Source organism: Pseudomonas caspiana (assembly GCF_002158995.1).
GTDB lineage: Bacteria > Pseudomonadota > Gammaproteobacteria > Pseudomonadales > Pseudomonadaceae > Aquipseudomonas > Aquipseudomonas caspiana.
The window spans coordinates 153578-170476 of sequence record NZ_LOHF01000013.1 but is presented as its reverse complement, the minus strand read 5'-3'; the positions used below and the strand labels follow the sequence as shown (position 1 = coordinate 170476).

At 58.0% G+C, this 16899-nt stretch carries 13 protein-coding genes and 1 pseudogene; 5 read left to right on the top strand and 9 right to left on the bottom strand.

Translation table 11 applies throughout. The annotated features are described in order from the left end of the window. Positions 1 to 45 precede the first annotated feature (45 nt). Complete coding sequence (gene coxB / locus AUC60_RS16520; protein WP_087269632.1) at positions 46 to 1170, bottom strand: cytochrome c oxidase subunit II; 1125 nt, start codon at positions 1168 to 1170, stop codon at positions 46 to 48. A gap of 349 nt (positions 1171 to 1519) precedes the next feature. Here coxB and AUC60_RS16515 point away from each other — a divergent pair, with 349 nt between their 5' ends. Continuing rightward, positions 1520 to 2164, top strand: a complete 645-nt coding sequence (locus tag AUC60_RS16515) for a hypothetical protein (protein WP_087269628.1) — start codon at positions 1520 to 1522, stop codon at positions 2162 to 2164. Between the two features lie 122 nt (positions 2165 to 2286). Here the strand turns inward: AUC60_RS16515 and AUC60_RS16510 are convergent. The 4 genes and pseudogenes from AUC60_RS16510 to AUC60_RS16495 all read right to left on the bottom strand — a co-directional run bounded on the left by AUC60_RS16510 (position 2287) and on the right by AUC60_RS16495 (position 6762). After that, a pseudogene (locus AUC60_RS16510) lies at positions 2287 to 3824 on the bottom strand (SulP family inorganic anion transporter). Positions 3825 to 3916: 92 nt separating this feature from the next. After that, complete coding sequence (locus AUC60_RS16505; RefSeq protein ID WP_087269625.1) at positions 3917 to 4648, bottom strand: carbonic anhydrase; 732 nt, start codon at positions 4646 to 4648, stop codon at positions 3917 to 3919. 215 nt (positions 4649 to 4863) lie between these two features. Beyond that, positions 4864 to 6063, bottom strand: a complete 1200-nt coding sequence (locus AUC60_RS16500; RefSeq protein WP_087269622.1) for an amino acid aminotransferase — start codon at positions 6061 to 6063, stop codon at positions 4864 to 4866. 234 nt (positions 6064 to 6297) lie between these two features. Then, a complete protein-coding gene (locus AUC60_RS16495; protein WP_087269619.1) occupies positions 6298 to 6762 on the bottom strand; it encodes an Lrp/AsnC family transcriptional regulator in 465 nt (154 codons plus the stop codon). A gap of 216 nt (positions 6763 to 6978) precedes the next feature. On the opposite strand from AUC60_RS16495, the gene AUC60_RS16490 reads away from it, so the two are divergent. Further along, positions 6979 to 8352, top strand: coding sequence for an amino acid permease (locus AUC60_RS16490; RefSeq protein ID WP_087269616.1), 1374 nt, complete (start codon positions 6979 to 6981; stop codon positions 8350 to 8352). 254 nt (positions 8353 to 8606) lie between these two features. Here AUC60_RS16490 and AUC60_RS16485 read toward each other — a convergent pair whose 3' ends face one another. The 3 genes from AUC60_RS16485 to prlC all read right to left on the bottom strand — a co-directional run bounded on the left by AUC60_RS16485 (position 8607) and on the right by prlC (position 12226). Continuing rightward, the gene (locus AUC60_RS16485) at positions 8607 to 9665 is read right to left on the bottom strand and encodes a PA0069 family radical SAM protein (protein WP_087269613.1); all 1059 of its coding nucleotides are present in this window, start codon (positions 9663 to 9665) and stop codon (positions 8607 to 8609) included. A 189-nt stretch (positions 9666 to 9854) separates the two neighbouring features. After that, entirely contained in the window at positions 9855 to 10142 is a 288-nt protein-coding gene (locus AUC60_RS16480) for a YheV family putative zinc ribbon protein (RefSeq protein ID WP_087269610.1), read from the bottom strand. Then, entirely contained in the window at positions 10139 to 12226 is a 2088-nt protein-coding gene (gene prlC / locus AUC60_RS16475; RefSeq protein WP_167384362.1) for an oligopeptidase A, read from the bottom strand. Before prlC ends, AUC60_RS16480 begins: the two co-directional genes overlap by 4 nt. Positions 12227 to 12280: 54 nt before the next feature. Here prlC and AUC60_RS16470 point away from each other — a divergent pair, with 54 nt between their 5' ends. The 3 genes from AUC60_RS16470 to AUC60_RS16460 all read left to right on the top strand — a co-directional run bounded on the left by AUC60_RS16470 (position 12281) and on the right by AUC60_RS16460 (position 15656). After that, positions 12281 to 12829: a gamma carbonic anhydrase family protein gene (locus tag AUC60_RS16470; protein ID WP_087269603.1), complete on the top strand. Its 549-nt coding sequence runs from the start codon at positions 12281 to 12283 to the stop codon at positions 12827 to 12829. 59 nt (positions 12830 to 12888) lie between these two features. Beyond that, complete coding sequence (locus tag AUC60_RS16465; RefSeq protein ID WP_087269600.1) at positions 12889 to 13539, top strand: HAD family hydrolase; 651 nt, start codon at positions 12889 to 12891, stop codon at positions 13537 to 13539. 173 nt (positions 13540 to 13712) lie between these two features. Beyond that, a complete protein-coding gene (locus tag AUC60_RS16460; protein WP_087269597.1) occupies positions 13713 to 15656 on the top strand; it encodes an acetyl-CoA hydrolase/transferase C-terminal domain-containing protein in 1944 nt (647 codons plus the stop codon). Positions 15657 to 15965: 309 nt separating this feature from the next. Here AUC60_RS16460 and AUC60_RS16455 read toward each other — a convergent pair whose 3' ends face one another. After that, positions 15966 to 16850, bottom strand: coding sequence for an MBL fold metallo-hydrolase (locus tag AUC60_RS16455; protein ID WP_087269594.1), 885 nt, complete (start codon positions 16848 to 16850; stop codon positions 15966 to 15968). Positions 16851 to 16899: the final 49 nt, after the last annotated feature.

The following is a 16899-nucleotide window of genomic DNA, read 5'->3' as shown; positions in this document are numbered from 1 at the left end:
GGCCTCGCGGTGCTCGTGCGCTCCTACAGAATTTGTGTTGGTTATTCATTTCTGCGCCTCTTTCAGCGCCAGCACATCCTTGGGCGTGACCATATCGCTGGTGTTGTTGCCCCAGGCGTGGCGCTCGTAGGTGATCACTGCGGCGATATCGACTTCCGATAACTGCTTGCCGAACGCCGCCATGGCGGTACCCGCTTTACCGTTGAACACGATATTGAGGTGGGCGTCCTTCGGACCGGTGGCGATTTTTGATCCCTTGAGCGCAGGGAACAGCGGCGGCAGACCTTGACCCTCCGGCTGATGACAGGCCACGCAAGTGGTGTGATAGACCTTGTCGCCCCGCGCAACCAGCTCTTCGAGGGTCCACTCCTTGCTGGTCAGTTCCTTGAGCCTGGCGCTCTCCTCTTTGCGCCCGGCCAGCCAGGTGTCGTAATCGGCCTTGCTCTTGGCTTCAACCACGATGGGCATGAAGCCGTGATCCTTACCGCACAGTTCGGTGCACTGCCCACGGTAAATGCCCGGCTTGTCGATGCGGGTCCAGGCCTCGTTGACGAAGCCGGGGATGGCGTCGCGCTTGACCGCAAAGGCCGGCACCCACCAGGAATGAATGACATCAGCGCCGGTCACCAGAAAGCGGATTTTCTGCCCAACCGGGACTACCAGCGGCTGGTCTACCTCCAGCAGGTAGTGCTCACCTTTTTCATCGCGGTTGTGAATCTGCTCAGCCGTGGTCGCCAGATTGCTAAAGAATTCGACGTCCTGCCCCAGGTATTTGTAATGCCACTTCCACTGATAGCCGGTGATCTGGATGTCCAGATCCGACTCAGTGTTGTCGTACATTTCGATGAGGGTTTTTGTCGCAGGAATGGCCATTGCCACCAGAATCAGCAGCGGCACGATGGTCCAGAGGATTTCGACGGTGGTGTGTTCGTGAAAATGCGCCGCGACCTGCCCGGTAGAACGCCGATGAACGATCATCGACCAGAACATCGCGCCGAACACCACGATGCCGATCACCACACAGATCCAGAAAATGGTCATGTGCAGATCGAACACCGCATTACTGACCTGTGTCGCTCCAGGCGCCATATTCGTTGTCCAGGCGCCATGCGCCTGATCGAATACCGACCACAACAGGAGCAACATCCAGACTCGTGGATGTCGCATCATTGCGGGCTTCCCCATTGTTCTTATTCCGCAGGTTCGTACCGGCGGTTGGGGAGTAGGCTGCCACTTCAGTTACACCAGAGCCGCGCAGGCGGTCATCAGCCAACTTCCGTCAGAACCGAGTATAGACAGGGCCACAAGGCGTGCAACGCGCTGGCAAAATCCGGAAAATGGTCTACACAGATGCGCAGCCTCGAAAATAAAGAGGCAGTAATGGCGCAAATGGCGTTTTTAATAGCCAATGCACATATATGTGAATTTGTTATGACAAATACGTCTTAGCCTTTCGCTGAGGCAGGCTAACGTATGGTCTCCCTTTCCGTACCCTGGTTTTCCGCCTTCAGGAGCGTTCATGAACACCGCCGCTTTGCGCGAGCAGATCCAACGTGCCCACCAGCACGAGGCCGAGACTGGCCAACTATTGCGTCAACTTGAAACCCAGTTACCGCACCTGCACCCAGCCATCCATTTGCCGGAAGTCGATGCGCGTGGCGTGCTGACGCGCTTCGTCACCGCCTATATCGATCTGGTTCCGGACTTGCTGGACGCTGCGCATGAAGTCGCCGTAGAAGCCGGCATCGAAGGACAGATCAAACCGGTACTTAAAATCGCTGAGCATTTCTTCACTGCGCCACCCGCGATCATGGACGGCCACGAAGGCCTGGACAGTCTGCTGGACGAAGCCTATCTGGCGCATCGGCTGGTTGAGGAAGTGAATGATCTCTACATCAAGCATTTCGCCCGCCCGCTGATCCCCTCCAACACCGTGGTCGCCAGCGTTATCGCCCACCAGTTGATTGGTGAGTCATTCGCCAACCAACTGGACGAAGCGGTGCATCACGCGGTGGATCAGTTGCTTGATGAAGAAAGCTTTGAGCTGGAATCCGTAGAAGCCTACCGCGACCGCCTGAGCAGCCCGGACACCGAAGCCGCTTGGAAACGCTGGCCGTGCCTGTCGCGGCAATTGGGGCTTGGGCTGGATCTGGATCGGGGGTAAGAAAGACCCCATAAATCCTGTAGGAGCGCACGAGCAACGCGAGGCCGCGATAGCGTTCGCCATCGCGGCCTCGCGTTGCTCGTGCGCTCCTACAGGGTCGGGTTCAGTTGATGCTTACGACCTCAAGCTTGCGAGGCCGCTGACCCGATACCGGTAGTCGTCGTCAACCGACCTTCCAGCCTGCGCTTCAACCCACGCGATTCGATGATCAGGCGCGAGCCTTGAGCAGCGTTGGCGCGACCCCACTCTTCCAGCAGCTCAAGACAGGAATGGTCGATGTAACTCAGGTTGCTCATCGGCACATAAACCTTGCTGCCCGCCGGAATAGTCTCCAGCACTTTGGTCAGCGCCGGGACTTTCAGGAAGGTGGCGGAACCCACCATGCGCAGTTCAAACTCGCCTTCAACGTCCGTGGGTACCAGATTGATCTTCAACCTCGCAGCCTGCAGCGCCAGTTTGACCAGAGTCAGACCGAAACCGACCAGTACACCCGTCAGCAGATCCGTGAAGATGATCGCCGCAGCGGTAGCCGCGTAAGTGAACATCGGCATCCGGCCATAACGGCCCAGACCACGAAACGCCTTGAGGTCCACCAGCTTGCAACCGGTGTACACCAACACACCCGCCAGACTCGCCACCGGAATGCTTTGCAGCACGCTGGACAGCAACAATACGAACGCCAGCAGCCACAAGCCGTGGAACATCGCCGACATACGTGTCTTGGCTCCCGCCTGAACGTTGGCAGAGCTGCGCACGATCACGCCCGTCATTGGCAATGCGCCCACCAGACCGCAAAGCACGTTACCGACGCCTTGGGCACTCAGCTCTTTATCGAAATCCGAGCGCTGACCGTCATGCATGCGGTCTACCGCGGCTGCCGAGAGCAAGGTTTCGGCGCTGGCAATAAAAGCGACTGCGAAAGCAGCAATCAGAATCGCCGGATCAGCGAGGTTCATCAGGTCGGCAGGGCGCAACCAGTCGATGGCTTCTGCGAGGTTATCCGGCACTTCCACACGCTTGACCTGCATCGCCAGAGCGATACTGGCAAAGGTCGCCAGGCCGACACCCAGCAGCGCACCCGGTACGAAGCGCAGCGACTGAGGACGAAATTTGTCCCACACCCACATCACGAGAATAGTACCCAGACCGAGGGCACCTGCCTGCATGCCGCTGCCCGGGCCGATGGCCTGAATCAGGGTAGAAGGGAAGGCAACGAGGTTATCCAGACCGGACGGTTTGGGCCCGCCATCAAACATGACGTGCGCCTGAGAGAGCACGATCAGCACACCGATACCTGCGAGCATGCCGTAGACCACCGCCGGGGCTGTGACGCGGAACCAGCAACCAAGTTTGAAGCGCCCCGCAAGGATCTGCAGCACACCCGCCAGCAGCAGGATCGGACCGAGCATGGCCATGCCGTGTTCGCGGACCACCTCGAAGACCAATACCGCGAGGCCTGCAGCCGGACCGCTGACTTGCAGCGGTGAGCCCGCCAACCAACCCACCACCAGGCCGCCGATGATGCCGGTGATCAGTCCTTTGGCCGGTGGCATACCGGAAGCGATAGCGATCCCCATACACAGGGCAATGCAACCAGAAAAACGACTACGGAAGCGAGAAGCTCTCTGGGCAAAACGGATTTCAATTGAGCGAGGCCCATGATGACTCTCCGGTATTCTTCAGACGTGACGACGCCTCACGGCGCGCTTTGAGCGCACCGTCAGGTGTCTGAACGAGGTGAAAGTCGCGTTTTTAGTAGCGAGACTTCGGCGTGGCCACCGGTGTCGGATGATCGCCATCCAACGCCAGGAAGCGACCTTTTTCGGCATCGTAGGCTTTGATGCCACAGGTTTCGATGTCGTACACCCAGCCATGGATGAACAACTCGCCGCTGGCCAGCTTCGACGCTACCGATGGGTGAGTACGCAAGTGTTGAAGTTGCGCGATGACGTTCTCTTCGGTGAGGACGTGCATCGTTTCTTTTTCGCCGGTGCAACTGCAATTGTCTTCAACCACAGTACGGGCAACCTCGGCATGTCGCAGCCAGGCTTTGACCGTCGGCATTTTTTCCAGCGTGTGCGGGTTGAGAACAGCGCGCATGGCGCCGCAATCGGAGTGACCGCAGACGATGATGTGATGAACGCCCAATGCCATGACGGCATATTCGATGGCAGTGGAAACACCACCGTTCATGGGACCGTAAGGCGGGACTACGTTACCGACGTTACGCGTCACGAACAGGTCGCCTGGCGAGCTGTTGGTGATGAGCTCCGGCACAATCCGGGAGTCGGCACAGGTAATGAACATGGCACGCGGCTGCTGGGCCGTTGCGAGTTTCTTGAACAGTTCTTCCTGCTCAGGAAAAACTTCAGAGCGAAAACGTTTGAAGCCTTCAACAATGTGAGCCAGCGCTACGTCGGAAGTTTCGGCCTCAGGCTTAACGTCTACCGACGTAGCTGAAACCTGCTTATCCATGTCACTCATGTCTAATCCTCTTTGACGGATTGATGTGGATTTATTGCTGCCACCCTAACTACAGGCATCGCTTCCAAATCCATTTGCCCGCGCCCAACGGGGTGATGCAGATTTACAGGCTAACCGTCAAAACTTAACTGAAACTGAATGTAGCGCTCTGGATCAAGGGTTACAGCCCAACGGCATTAGTGGCATTTGAGTGGCCTGCAACCCTGATTTTGTCGTTATCCCTCGCAAACGCTACTGAAAGCCTCGACGACCTTCGGCAGATTTTGCTCGTTCAGCCCGGCCATGCAAACCCGGCCACTGCTGATCAGATAAACGGCGTGCTCGTTTCTCAGTCGGTCAACCTGTGCACTGCTGAAACCTGTGTAACTGAACATGCCACTCTGCGTGAGGATATAGCTGAAGTCGCGCTGTGGCATTTTTTCCTTGAGGGCTGCGACCAGTTTCACGCGCATGTCGATGATCCGCAGACGCATGGCCTCGACTTCGGCCAACCACTGGCTGCGCAGCGTCGGGTCGTTAAGCACGGCGGACACGACCAGCGCGCCATGTTTCGGCGGGCTGGAATAGTTGCGGCGAACGGTGGCCTTGAGCTGGCCCAATACCTTGTCGGCCATGGCCGCATCAGGGCAGACGATCGACAAGCCGCCGACCCGCTCGCCGTACAGCGAGAAGATTTTCGAGAACGAGTTGCTGACCAGCACCGTCAGACCGGCATCGGCCATGGCCCGAATCGCATAAGCATCTTCACTCATACCAGCACCGAAACCCTGATAAGCAGTGTCCAGGAAAGGAATCAGTTTGCGGGCTTCGATCAGTTCAATGAGCTGATCCCATTGGGCAATGGTCAGGTCCGCGCCTGTCGGGTTGTGGCAGCACGGGTGCAGCAAGACGATGCTGTGCGCAGGCAAATCCTGAAGCGCAGCAAACATGGCGTCGAATTTCACGCCACCGGTCGCGGCATCGAAATATGGGTAGGTGTTGACTTTGAAGCCTGCGCCGCCGAACAACGCGTGGTGGTTCTCCCACGTCGGATCGCTGACCCAGACCTGAGAATCCGGGTAAGCCGACTTCAGGAAGTCCGCGCCCACTTTCAATGCCCCCGAACCGCCAACGGTCTGGATCGTTGCGATGCGCCCGGCCAGCAGAGCAGGGTGCTGCTCGCCGAACAACAATGCCTGCACGCCCTGACGATAAGGAGCAAGGCCTTCCATCGGCAGATAAACACAAGGCGGCTGCTTGCCTTCGAGCAATTGACGCTCGGCTTCCACTGCCGAGGCCAGACGCGGGATTTGCCCTTGTTCGTCGTAATACAGACCGATACTAAGATTGACCTTCTCGGCGTTCGGATCCTTTTGATAAGCGTCCATCAACGACAGGATCGGATCACCGGCATAGGACTCAACGTGGGCAAACATGGCAGACAACTCCTGATGAAAAGCGCGCGGGCAGGGCTCGGGTGCGACATAACGAGGTAGGCGAGCATTGGACAATACAGCCGAAGCTCACACAACAAGCGCGCATCGTACACAAAGCATGATGATTACGCATATAAAGCTTTAAAAACGCACGAATCGCGCAATAAGAAAACCAAAAACGCACCAGCCGTGTACACAAAGCCCTGAAAATGAGTCAACACAGTGCGAGTTGCTTCAGGCGGTCCCGATATTGTTTTCCTTCAAGCGTTCCAGCACCACCGACGTCTTGAGATGCGAAACACAATTCGTCGCAGAAATCCGGGCCATCAGCTGATTGAGGCTGGCGAGGTCGGCCACTGCGGTTTTCAGGTTGTAGTCGGCATCACCCGTTGTCTTGTACGCGTCGATGATTGCAACCTCACTGGCAATAAAACCCTGAAAGCCTTCCGAATGCTCGGGACGATGGCTGATCAACTTGACCTCGACCATTGCCACCACCTCCAGGTTCATAGCCTGCGGGGCCAGCCGCGCATGGTAGCCAAGGATCAACTGCGCTTGCTCCAGAGCGATCCGACGCCGCGAACACTGGGATGCGGATAACCCGATCAGGTCACTGAGCTCCTGATTGGTCAGGCGCCCGTTGGCCTGCAACAGGGTCAGGATCTTCAAATCAAAATCGTCGATCTCGTTGACTTTCATGGTCGGGTAATCCGTCGGAATTCAAAGGCTTCGGACGCAAAGCCTAACAGTTTATGCTTGACGCTTGGCCAATGGCGGGTAGCCTGCGTCATCCTTTTGCAGCGTATGAGAAAAACCAAAGGCTGAGGTGTGGCACCTGTTTTGCAAAATGCCCTCCGTAGCCGGCAATCGGCGGCTTGTATCTACTCGGTATCTTCACCTGGGCCAGGACCTTTTATGAATGAACAAAAATCTGCCGCTCACCTGCATCGCGGGCTCAAGAATCGGCATATCCAGCTGATCGCCCTGGGCGGCGCTATCGGCACCGGACTGTTCCTGGGCATTGCGCACACCATCAACATGGCCGGCCCGTCGGTGATCCTCGGTTACGCCATCGCTGGCATGATCGCGTTTTTCATCATGCGTCAATTGGGCGAGATGGTCGTGGAAGAGCCTGTCGCAGGCACTTTCAGTCATTTCGCCAATCGTTACTGGGGTCGCTTCGCGGGGTTCATGTCGGGCTGGAACTACTGGGTACTTTACGTGCTGGTGGGCATGGCCGAGCTGACTGCCGTAGGCCAATACGTGCAGTACTGGTGGCCTGAGACACCGACTTGGGTGTCCGCAGCGATCTTCTTCGTCGCCATCAACCTGATCAACCTGACCAGCGTGAAGATCTTCGGTGAAATGGAGTTCTGGTTCTCCATGATCAAGATCGTGGCGATCATCAGCATGATCGTCTTTGGCGCCTGGCTGCTGGCCAGCGGCACTGGCGGACCTGACGCGAGCGTTGCCAACCTTTGGCAATACGGCGGCTTCTTCCCGAATGGCATCAGCGGGCTGGTGATGGCGATGGCCTTCATCATGTTCTCGTTCGGCGGCCTGGAGCTGGTCGGCATCACCGCTGCCGAGGCGGAAAACCCTAAAACCAGCATTCCCAAGGCGACCAATCAGGTGATCTACCGCATCCTGATTTTCTATGTCGGCGCGTTGGCAATCCTGCTCTCGCTGTACCCTTGGCAGAAAGTCGTGACTGGCGGCAGCCCGTTCGTGCTGATCTTCCACGCGCTGGACAGTGATCTGGTCGCTACGATTCTCAACGTCGTGGTCCTGACCGCAGCGCTGTCGGTCTACAACAGCTGCGTTTACAGCAACAGCCGCATGCTCTTCGGTCTGGCCATGCAGGGCAATGCGCCCAAGGCTTTGCTCAAGGTCAACCGTCGCGGCGTGCCACTACTGGCGCTGGGCGTATCGGCCACTGCCACCGGCTTGTGCGTGCTGATCAACTACCTGATGCCCGGCAAAGCTTTTGAGCTGCTGATGGCGCTGGTGGTGTCCGCACTGGTGCTGAACTGGGTCATCATCAGCATCACCCACCTTAAATTTCGCAAGGCCAAACGCGAAGCGGGTGAAATCACTGAGTACCAAAGCTGGGGCTACCCGCTGACCAACTATGTGTGCCTGGTATTCCTGCTGGGCATTCTGGTGGTCATGTACTTCACGCCGGGCATCTCGCTGTCGGTATTCCTGCTTCCAGCGTGGCTGATCGTTCTTGGAGTGGCTTACCGGATCAAGATGCGCAACGCCAAGACGCAGGCGGCGCGGGCCTGAGCTGAATCTGGACTGGAACCAGATCCTGTGGGAGCAGTGATGACGTGGGACCGGCTTCAGCCGGGAAGAGGCCGGTACAGACGCTGAATTTTCTTCTGCAGAAATACCGCCTTCCGGATTCCTGTAGATCCGTGGGAGCAGAGCTTGCTCGCGATAAGAACACCGCGTGTCTAAAGTGAACCGCGTCCAGCCTTATCGCGAGCAAGCTCTGCTCCCACAGGGTTTAGCATTGCAACTCGCTATTGCGACATCTGCTACAACAACGACATCTGCCCACCCGGTGGGCAGAATGCCTCGCAATCCAGATCGAAGCTTTCCCGCCTGTTCAGCCCCAGCCGCTTGATCGCCATGCGATAGCGCTGCGCCAACAGGTCTGCAAACGGGCCTTTGCCACGCATACGCACGCCGAAACGGCTGTCGTAAACCTCACCGCCGCGGACTTGCCTGACAAGGCTCATCACATGCTCTGCCCGTTGCGGGTAGTGCGCGTGTAGCCACTCTTCAAACAGCGGCGCGACTTCCAGCGGCAGACGAAGCATCACGTAGCTTGCACTCAATGCCCCGGCAGCCTTTGCCTCCGTGAGCATGGCTTCCAGTTCCATGTCGTTGATCATCGGGATGATCGGCGCACACAACACTCCCACCGGAACACCTGCATCGCGCAGCACACGGATCGCTCGCAGCCTCGCTTTAGGCGCAGCGGCGCGCGGTTCAAGTATGCGTTTGAGCTCGTCGTCCAGCGTGGTCAGGCTGATGAACACGGAAATCAGGTTCTGCTTCGCCAGTTCGGCCAGCAGATCCAGATCCCGCAGAATCAAAGATCCTTTGGTAATGATCGTCACCGGGTGGCGATAACGCAGAAGCACTTCGAGAACAGCCCGAGTGATTTTGTACTCGCGCTCGATGGGCTGATACGGATCGGTGTTGGCCCCCAAGGTGATCGGCGCACAACGATAGCCCGGCTTCGACAACTGCTGTTCGAGCACTGCAGCGGCGTTGGTCTTGGCGATCAGCTTCGTCTCGAAATCCAGCCCCGGCGACATGTCCCAATAGGCATGACTGGGCCGTGCATAGCAGTAAATGCAGCCGTGTTCACAACCGCGATAGGGGTTGATCGAGCGATCGAAAGGAATGTCAGGCGAGCTATTGCGGGTGATGATGCTTTTGGCGGTTTCGCTGGTGACCTGCGTGCCTTGGGTCAATGGCACTTCCTGATACCAGCCGTCATCCTCAGCCAATGAGCGGCTGGGCGCGAAGCGATTGTGCGGGTTGCTGGCCGTGCCCCGGCCGCGAGGCGGGAAAATCAGGGACATGGGGGCTTCTCCTATAGCTGTATGTGCATACAGTACAAGATAAACCCCTTACATCCCTAGCTTGCCCGATAAAAGGCGTAACACCTGTAGGAGCGCGCTTGCCCGCGATTCGTTTTTGCAGACAACACCCTCATCGACTGGACCAACGCAATCGCGGGCAAGCGCGCTCCTACAGGGACCGGCTTCAACTCAGCCCAGATCAACCGGCTTTTTCAGCTTCGGATTCGGGAAGAACTGCACGCCCTGCACCTTCGGATCGATAGCCTTGACCGCGATCTTGTTGACTCGCGTGCCGAGTTCGTTCGGCACCGAATTGCCCTGCTCGTTGAGCGTGTCGCTGTAGCCGCAAGCCACGCACTCGCGATGGGGAACGTCGTTTTCGCTCCACATCATGAGTTTGTCCGGCTCGCTGCACGCCGGGCACACAGCCCCGGCGATGAAGCGTTTCTTGGTAATGACTACCGGGGTTTCGGTCATGCTGCCGCATCCTCACTCAGGCCACTGTGACGCAAGAGTGCGTCAATCGATGGCTCACGTCCGCGGAAGTCGACGAACAGCACCATTGGTGCCTGCGAACCACCGCGAGCCAGGATCGCTTCACGGAAAGCGCGACCGGTCTCTGCGTTAAGCACGCCGTCTTCTTCAAACCTGGAGAAGGCATCGGCAGACAGCACCTCAGCCCATTTGTAGCTGTAGTAACCCGCTGCGTAACCGCCGGCGAAAATGTGCGCGAAGCTGTTCGGGAAGCGGTTGTAAGCAGGCGGACGCATCACCGACACCTCGTCGCGAATGCCATCCAGGACCTGCGCCACGCTGCGGCCATCACCATGGGTAGCATGCAACTCGAAGTCGAACAGTGAGAACTCCAGCTGACGAACCATCATCAATCCGGACTGGAAGTTCTTCGCAGCGAGCATTTTTTCCAGCAGGTCCTGCGGCAGGGCTTCGCCAGTCTGGTAATGACCGGAAATCAGCGCCAGACCTTCCGGCTCCCAGCACCAGTTCTCCATGAACTGGCTCGGCAGCTCCACAGCATCCCATGCCACGCCGTTGATGCCGGACACACCAGCATGCTCAACGCGGGTCAGCAGGTGATGCAGACCGTGGCCGAACTCGTGGAACAGGGTGGTGACTTCATCGTGCGTCAGCAACGCAGGCTGACCCGGCGACGCCGGGGTGAAGTTGCAGACCAGATTCGCCACCGGGCTCTGCAGTTGACCTTCGGCGGTACGACGACGGTCGCGAGCGCCGTCCATCCAGGCACCGCCGCGCTTGTTGGCGCGGGCATACAGGTCGAAGAAGAAGCGGCCGACGTGCTGACCGTTTTCCTTGATCTCGAATAGACGCACGTCCGGATGCCAGGTATCAAAGCCTTTCTGTTCGGCGATTTCGATGCCGTAAAGACGCTGAACAATGGCAAACAGCCCGCCCAGCACTTTGTCGATCGGAAAGTAGGCACGCAACGCTTCCTGAGAAACGCTGTAGCGCTGCTCACGAAGTTTCTCGCCATAAAAGCCGCTGTCCCAGCTTTGCAGGTCCGGGCAGCCTTGCTCGGCAGCGTAGGCCTCGAGCTGTTGCAGGTCCTGGGCAGCAAACGGTTTGCTGCGCTTGGCCAGATCACGCAGGAACGTCAGCACCTGATCGCTGGATTCGGCCATCTTGGTAGCCAGACTCAACTCGGAGAAGCTGGCAAAACCCAATAGCTGAGCCAGCTCCTGACGCAAATCGAGAATCTGCTCCATTACCGGGCCGTTGTCGTTCTTGCCGGCATTCGGGCCCTGGTCAGACGCACGGGTACAGTACGCCGCATAGACTTCTTCACGCAGGGCGCGATCTTCGGCGTAAGTCATTACTGCGTAGTAGCTCGGGAACTCCAGAGTGATCAGGAAACCGTCCAGATCCTTGGCCTTGGCGGCGGCCGCCATTTGTTGTTTGGCCGATTCGGTCAGGCCAGCCAGGGACGCTTCGTCGGTGACCAGTTTGGTCCAGGCCTGAGTGGCATCGAGCAACTGGTTGGAAAACTGGCTGCCCAGCTCCGAGAGCTTGCTCTGCACTTCGGCGTAGCGCTTTTGCTGCTCGGGCGGCAGGTCAATACCCGACAGGCGGAAGTCACGCAGCGATTGCTCAAGAATGGTTTTCTGCGCCACATCAAAGCCAGCCGCTTCAGGGCTGTTGGCCAGCGCTTCAAACGCCTGGAACAGCTCGCGGTTCTGGCCCATTTCAGTGGAATAGGCACTCAGCGCAGGCAGGCACGACTCGTAGGCTTCACGCAGTTCGGCGCTGTTGCACACGGCGTTCAAGTGGCTGACCGGGCTCCAGGCGGCGCCGAGGCGGTCATTGAGTTCGTCCATGGCCAATACAAGCCCGGCCCATGTAGGCTGCGAGCCTTGCCTGGCGAGGATCTCGGCAATCGCGGCGCGGTTGTCGGCAAGAATCTGTTCGATGGCAGGTTTGACATGCTCGGCACGAATCGCCGAAAAAGGTGGCAGGTCGTAGGATTGCAGAAGAGGGTTGTTCGCGCTCACGGTTTTGCACCTTGGCTGGAAGAAACACCCACGCATCTTAATTACAATCGGCGCGGTCCGCAGCTATCAGCGCCAAAGAAGGAGCCTATCGTGGCGATTCGCACGTTCCAGAACCACACGCCAGCGCTTGGCGACCGGGCCTTTGTCGATCATTCGGCGGTTGTGCTCGGTGATGTCGAAATCGGTGCTGACAGCTCAGTCTGGCCGCTGACGGTGATTCGCGGTGACATGCACCGCATCCGTATCGGCGCCCGCACCAGCGTGCAGGACGGCAGTGTGTTGCACATTACCCATGCCGGGCCGTTCAACCCTGACGGCTTTGCGCTGTTGATTGGCGACGAAGTCACCATCGGCCATAAAGTCATGCTGCACGGCTGCGTCATCGGCAATCGCATCCTGATCGGCATGGGCAGCACGATCATGGACGGCGCCGTGGTTGAAGATGAGGTGATCATTGGCGCAGGGAGTCTGGTGCCGCCGGGCAAAGTATTGGAAAGTGGCTTTCTCTACGTCGGCCGCCCGGTGAAACAAATCCGAGCGTTGACCGAAAAGGAAATCGCCTTCTTTCCCTACAGCGCCGCCAATTACGTGAAGCTCAAGGACCTGCATCTGGCCGAAGGTTTTGATCAGCCTTGCTGAATCGCTCCTACCGTTAACGCCGCAAGACAGCCAATCGCGAAAACCCCATGGGAGTTTGCATGCATTATCAAAACATCCTGTTCGACCTGGATGGCACCCTGACAGATCCGCGCCAGGGCATAACCAGATCAATCCAGTTCGCCCTGAAGCAACTGGGTATCGATGAGCCGGACCTGGCGCAACTGGAACACTTCATCGGTCCGCCGCTGTTGCAGCAGTTCATGCATCAATACGGTTTTGACGAAGCCAAAGCGTGGGAGGCGGTGGGTTTTTATCGCCAGCGCTTCAAGGTCACCGGGCTTTACGAGAACCTGGTGTTCGATGGGATATTTGAACTGTTGGATGAGCTGGTGGACCAGGGGCGCAACCTGTACATCGCGACGTCCAAGCCGTGGGTATTCGCCCACGAAATCGCCCGACACTTCGACTTCGCCCGACACTTCAAAGTGATCTACGGGAGCGAACTGGACGGCACCCGCACCGATAAAGTCGAACTGATTGCGCATTTGATGGCGACAGAAAAACTCGATCCGAAACAGACGCTGATGATCGGCGACCGCAAACACGACCTGATCGGCGGCCTGCGCAACGGGCTGGATGTTGCGGCAGTAGGCTATGGTTTTGGTAGCCACGAGGAATTGCAGGCTGAGTCGCCGACGTATCACTTTGCAACGCTGGCGGAGCTGCATCAGGCCTTTCTGAATAAATGAATACCTTGTAGGAGCTGCCGAAGGCTGCGAAGGCGGTGTGTCAGAATTAATGCTTCGCAGCCTTCGGCAGCTCCTACAGGATGTGCGCTGGCCATTGCAGCAAACTTGCTTTCGCCCCGGTCCAACCTCCATCGAATAACTGCCCCATCCAATAAAAAGTCCCGGAGGACCCGATGCCGCAGTACAGCTCCATTGATCAAGCGGTCGCTCATGTCATCGCCCGGTTGCCGACGCACATCCACATGGGCATCCCATTGGGTCTGGGCAAACCGAACAGGTTCGTCAACGCGCTGTATGAGCGCATCAAGCAAATGCCCGAGCGGCAGCTAACGATCTATACAGCGCTAAGTCTCGGTCGGCCGCCAACCGGCGACGGTCTGCAAGGACGATTCCTGCAACCGTTCCTGGACCGGGTATTTGATGATTATCCAGAGCTGGAATTTCTCTCTGACCTGCATCGCGACAGCCTGCCAGCCAATATCCGCGTACAGCAGTTCTTCATGCAGCCGGGCAGTCTGCTCAACAGCGCGCCCGCTCAGCACGATTACATCAGCAGCAATTACAGCCACGCCGCTCGGGACATCAATGCCGGTGGCCTGAACCTGGTCGCGCAACTGGTTGCCCGCGATGAACAGCGGCCCGGCAAGCTGAGCCTGAGCTGCAACCCCGATGTTACCCTCGACTTGTTGCCCATGATCGCGAAGCGACGCGCAGCAGGCGAAACCATTCTGATGTTGGGCCAGGTTCACGCGGACCTGCCCTACATGCCGGGCGATTCGGAGCTGGATGTCGATGACTTCGACTTCCTGATCGATGAAGAAGAACGCAGCACGTTGTTCTCTACGCCAAATATGCCGGTAGGTTTTCAGGATCATTTCATCGGCCTGCATGCCAGCACTTTGGTACGCGATGGCGGCACCCTGCAGATCGGTATTGGCTCAATGGGCGACGCACTGACCGCTGCGTTACTGGCTCGGCAGGCCGATAACGACACCTACCGAGCATTACTTGCCGAGCTGAACCTCAGCGACTGGCAAACCCTGATCGATCGCGAGGGCGGCGTGGAGCCTTTCGTGTCGGGGCTTTACGGCTGCAGCGAGATGTTCGTCAACGGCTTGCTGGTGCTGGTCGACGCCGGGATCATTCGCCGCAAGGTGTATCCCGATGCGATGCGTCAGCGCGAGGCCAATAATGGCACCCTCGACGAGTCGGCTTACACGGACGGCATCATGGTCCATGGCGGGTTCTTCCTCGGGCCGCAGAGTTTCTATCAGCGCCTTCGCGAATTTTCCCCGGAGCGTCTCGGCGATTTCAACATGACCGCCATTAGCTACATCAACGAGCTGTACGGTGATGAGCAGCTCAAACGTCTGCAACGACGCGATGCGCGGTTCATCAACAGCGCGTTCACGGTCACGCTCATGGGTGCTGCCGTGGCCGACCAGTTAGAGGATGGCCGCGTGGTGAGCGGTGTCGGCGGCCAATACAATTTCGTCGCTCAGGCTCATGCACTCGAAGACGCCCGTTCGATCATGATCCTGCGTAGCTGGCGTGAGTCCGGCGGCGAGACCAGCTCCAATATTGTCTGGGAATACGGCCACACCACGATTCCACGGCATCTGCGAGACATCGTGGTCACCGAGTACGGCATTGCCGATCTGCGCGGCAAGAATGATTCAGCGGTCATTGAGGCCATGCTCAATATCAGTGACTCGCGCTTTCAGCCGGGCTTGATCGAGCAGGCGCAACGAGCAGGCAAGCTGCCCAAGGATTTCAAACTGGACCCGCGCTTCGCCCACAACACCGCCGAGCGCCTTCAAGCCATCGCTGAGCAGTATTCGCAGCTGTTTCCCGAATACCCGTTGGGTTGCGACTTCAACACCGAAGAGCGCGATCTGCTGCGGGCGCTGCACTGGCTGGAGAGCAAGTTCAAGCTCACGGAAATCATCGAGCTGGGCAAAGCGACACTGGATGCGCCTGAGCCTGAGGCATTCCCGGCGCATCTGGAACGCATGCAACTTGACCAGCCACAGGGATTGAAAGAGGAGTTGTATCAGCGGCTGCTATTGGCGGGGTTGCAGAATACAGCTCGGGTTGATGCGACGCCGAGCGTCTGACACGGCGCAGTGCTTGTGGGAGATGTTATGTTCGCCCGCAAACCCAATCCCCTGTTGGAGCGAGGCTTGTCCGCGATAAAAGCAACTTGGTCCATCTGTCGAATCGCAGTGCCTGCATCGCGGGCAAGCCCAGCTCCCACAGAAATCACCGATGACGTGGGACCGGCTTTAGCCGGGAAGAGTCCGGGACAGCCGCTTGATTTGTAACGTCTGAAAGGCAGCTTTCCCGGCTAAAGCCGGTCCCACGTCGGCACATCAGCTGGCGGGCAAACATAGAATCTCCCACAGAAGCATCGCAACAGGTCTGGCTCACAGCGTATTCAACGGGATCTTGAGATAGCGCACGCCATTATCTTCCGGCTCGGGAAGATGACCTGCACGCATATTGATCTGTACTGACGGCAGGATCAGCACGGGCATTTCCAGCGTCGCATCCCGGGCTTCGCGCATCTGCACGAATTCGTTTTCATCGATGCCCTGGCGAATGTGGATGTTGTTGGCGCGCTGTTCGGCAACCGTGGTCATGTACTGCAACTCGCGACCATCAGGCTGGTAGTCGTGACACATGAACAGGCGCGTGGAGTCGGGCAGGGTGAGGATTTTCTGGATCGACTGATACAGCGTTCGTGCATCTGCGCCGGGGAAATCACAACGCGCCGTGCCGTAGTCCGGCATGAACAGCGTATCGCCAACAAACGCCACGCTTTCACCGCCCACCTCGAACACATAGGTCATGCACGCCGGGGTATGTCCGGGCGTGTGCATGGCCCGCGCCTCAAGGGTGCCGACGTTAAAGGTCGCGCCGTCGTCCAGCAGCACGTCGAACTGGCTGCCGTCACGGGCGAAACCAGTCGGCGCATTGAACAGCTCGCCGAACACGTTTTGCACCGCTGTGATATGGCTGCCGATGGCAATCTTCGCGTTGAGCTTGTCTTTGAGGTAAGCAGCTGCCGAAACATGATCGGCGTGGACGTGGGTTTCCAGGATCCATTGCACCGAGGCGTTCAGTTCACGAACCCGGGCAATCAGCTGATCGGCGGATTCGGTGCGCGTGCGTCCCGATTTGGGATCGAAGTCGAGCACGCTGTCGATCAGCGCGCAGTGTCTGGTCTGAACATCCATGACCAGATAACTGAGCGTGGAAGTGTGGGTGTCGAACAAGCCTTCAATGTGCAGGCGGTCGGCGATGATCATGGATTCTCCGACGGTTGTGTGATGGTCGCGATCTTGGGCTGTTGCTTCA

What these genes read in the sequence shown, in the direction of transcription:
- coxB (WP_087269632.1), bottom strand. Translation starts at nt 1,170, where the DNA reads ATGATGCGACATCCACGAGTCTGGATGTTGCTCCTGTTGTGGTCGGTA.
- AUC60_RS16515 (WP_087269628.1), top strand. Translation starts at nt 1,520, where the DNA reads ATGAACACCGCCGCTTTGCGCGAGCAGATCCAACGTGCCCACCAGCAC.
- AUC60_RS16505 (WP_087269625.1), bottom strand. Translation starts at nt 4,648, where the DNA reads ATGAGTGACATGGATAAGCAGGTTTCAGCTACGTCGGTAGACGTTAAG.
- AUC60_RS16500 (WP_087269622.1), bottom strand. Translation starts at nt 6,063, where the DNA reads ATGTTTGCCCACGTTGAGTCCTATGCCGGTGATCCGATCCTGTCGTTG.
- AUC60_RS16495 (WP_087269619.1), bottom strand. Translation starts at nt 6,762, where the DNA reads ATGAAAGTCAACGAGATCGACGATTTTGATTTGAAGATCCTGACCCTG.
- AUC60_RS16490 (WP_087269616.1), top strand. Translation starts at nt 6,979, where the DNA reads ATGAATGAACAAAAATCTGCCGCTCACCTGCATCGCGGGCTCAAGAAT.
- AUC60_RS16485 (WP_087269613.1), bottom strand. Translation starts at nt 9,665, where the DNA reads ATGTCCCTGATTTTCCCGCCTCGCGGCCGGGGCACGGCCAGCAACCCG.
- AUC60_RS16480 (WP_087269610.1), bottom strand. Translation starts at nt 10,142, where the DNA reads ATGACCGAAACCCCGGTAGTCATTACCAAGAAACGCTTCATCGCCGGG.
- prlC (WP_167384362.1), bottom strand. Translation starts at nt 12,226, where the DNA reads ATGCGTGGGTGTTTCTTCCAGCCAAGGTGCAAAACCGTGAGCGCGAAC.
- AUC60_RS16465 (WP_087269600.1), top strand. Translation starts at nt 12,889, where the DNA reads ATGCATTATCAAAACATCCTGTTCGACCTGGATGGCACCCTGACAGAT.
- AUC60_RS16460 (WP_087269597.1), top strand. Translation starts at nt 13,713, where the DNA reads ATGCCGCAGTACAGCTCCATTGATCAAGCGGTCGCTCATGTCATCGCC.
- AUC60_RS16455 (WP_087269594.1), bottom strand. Translation starts at nt 16,850, where the DNA reads ATGATCATCGCCGACCGCCTGCACATTGAAGGCTTGTTCGACACCCAC.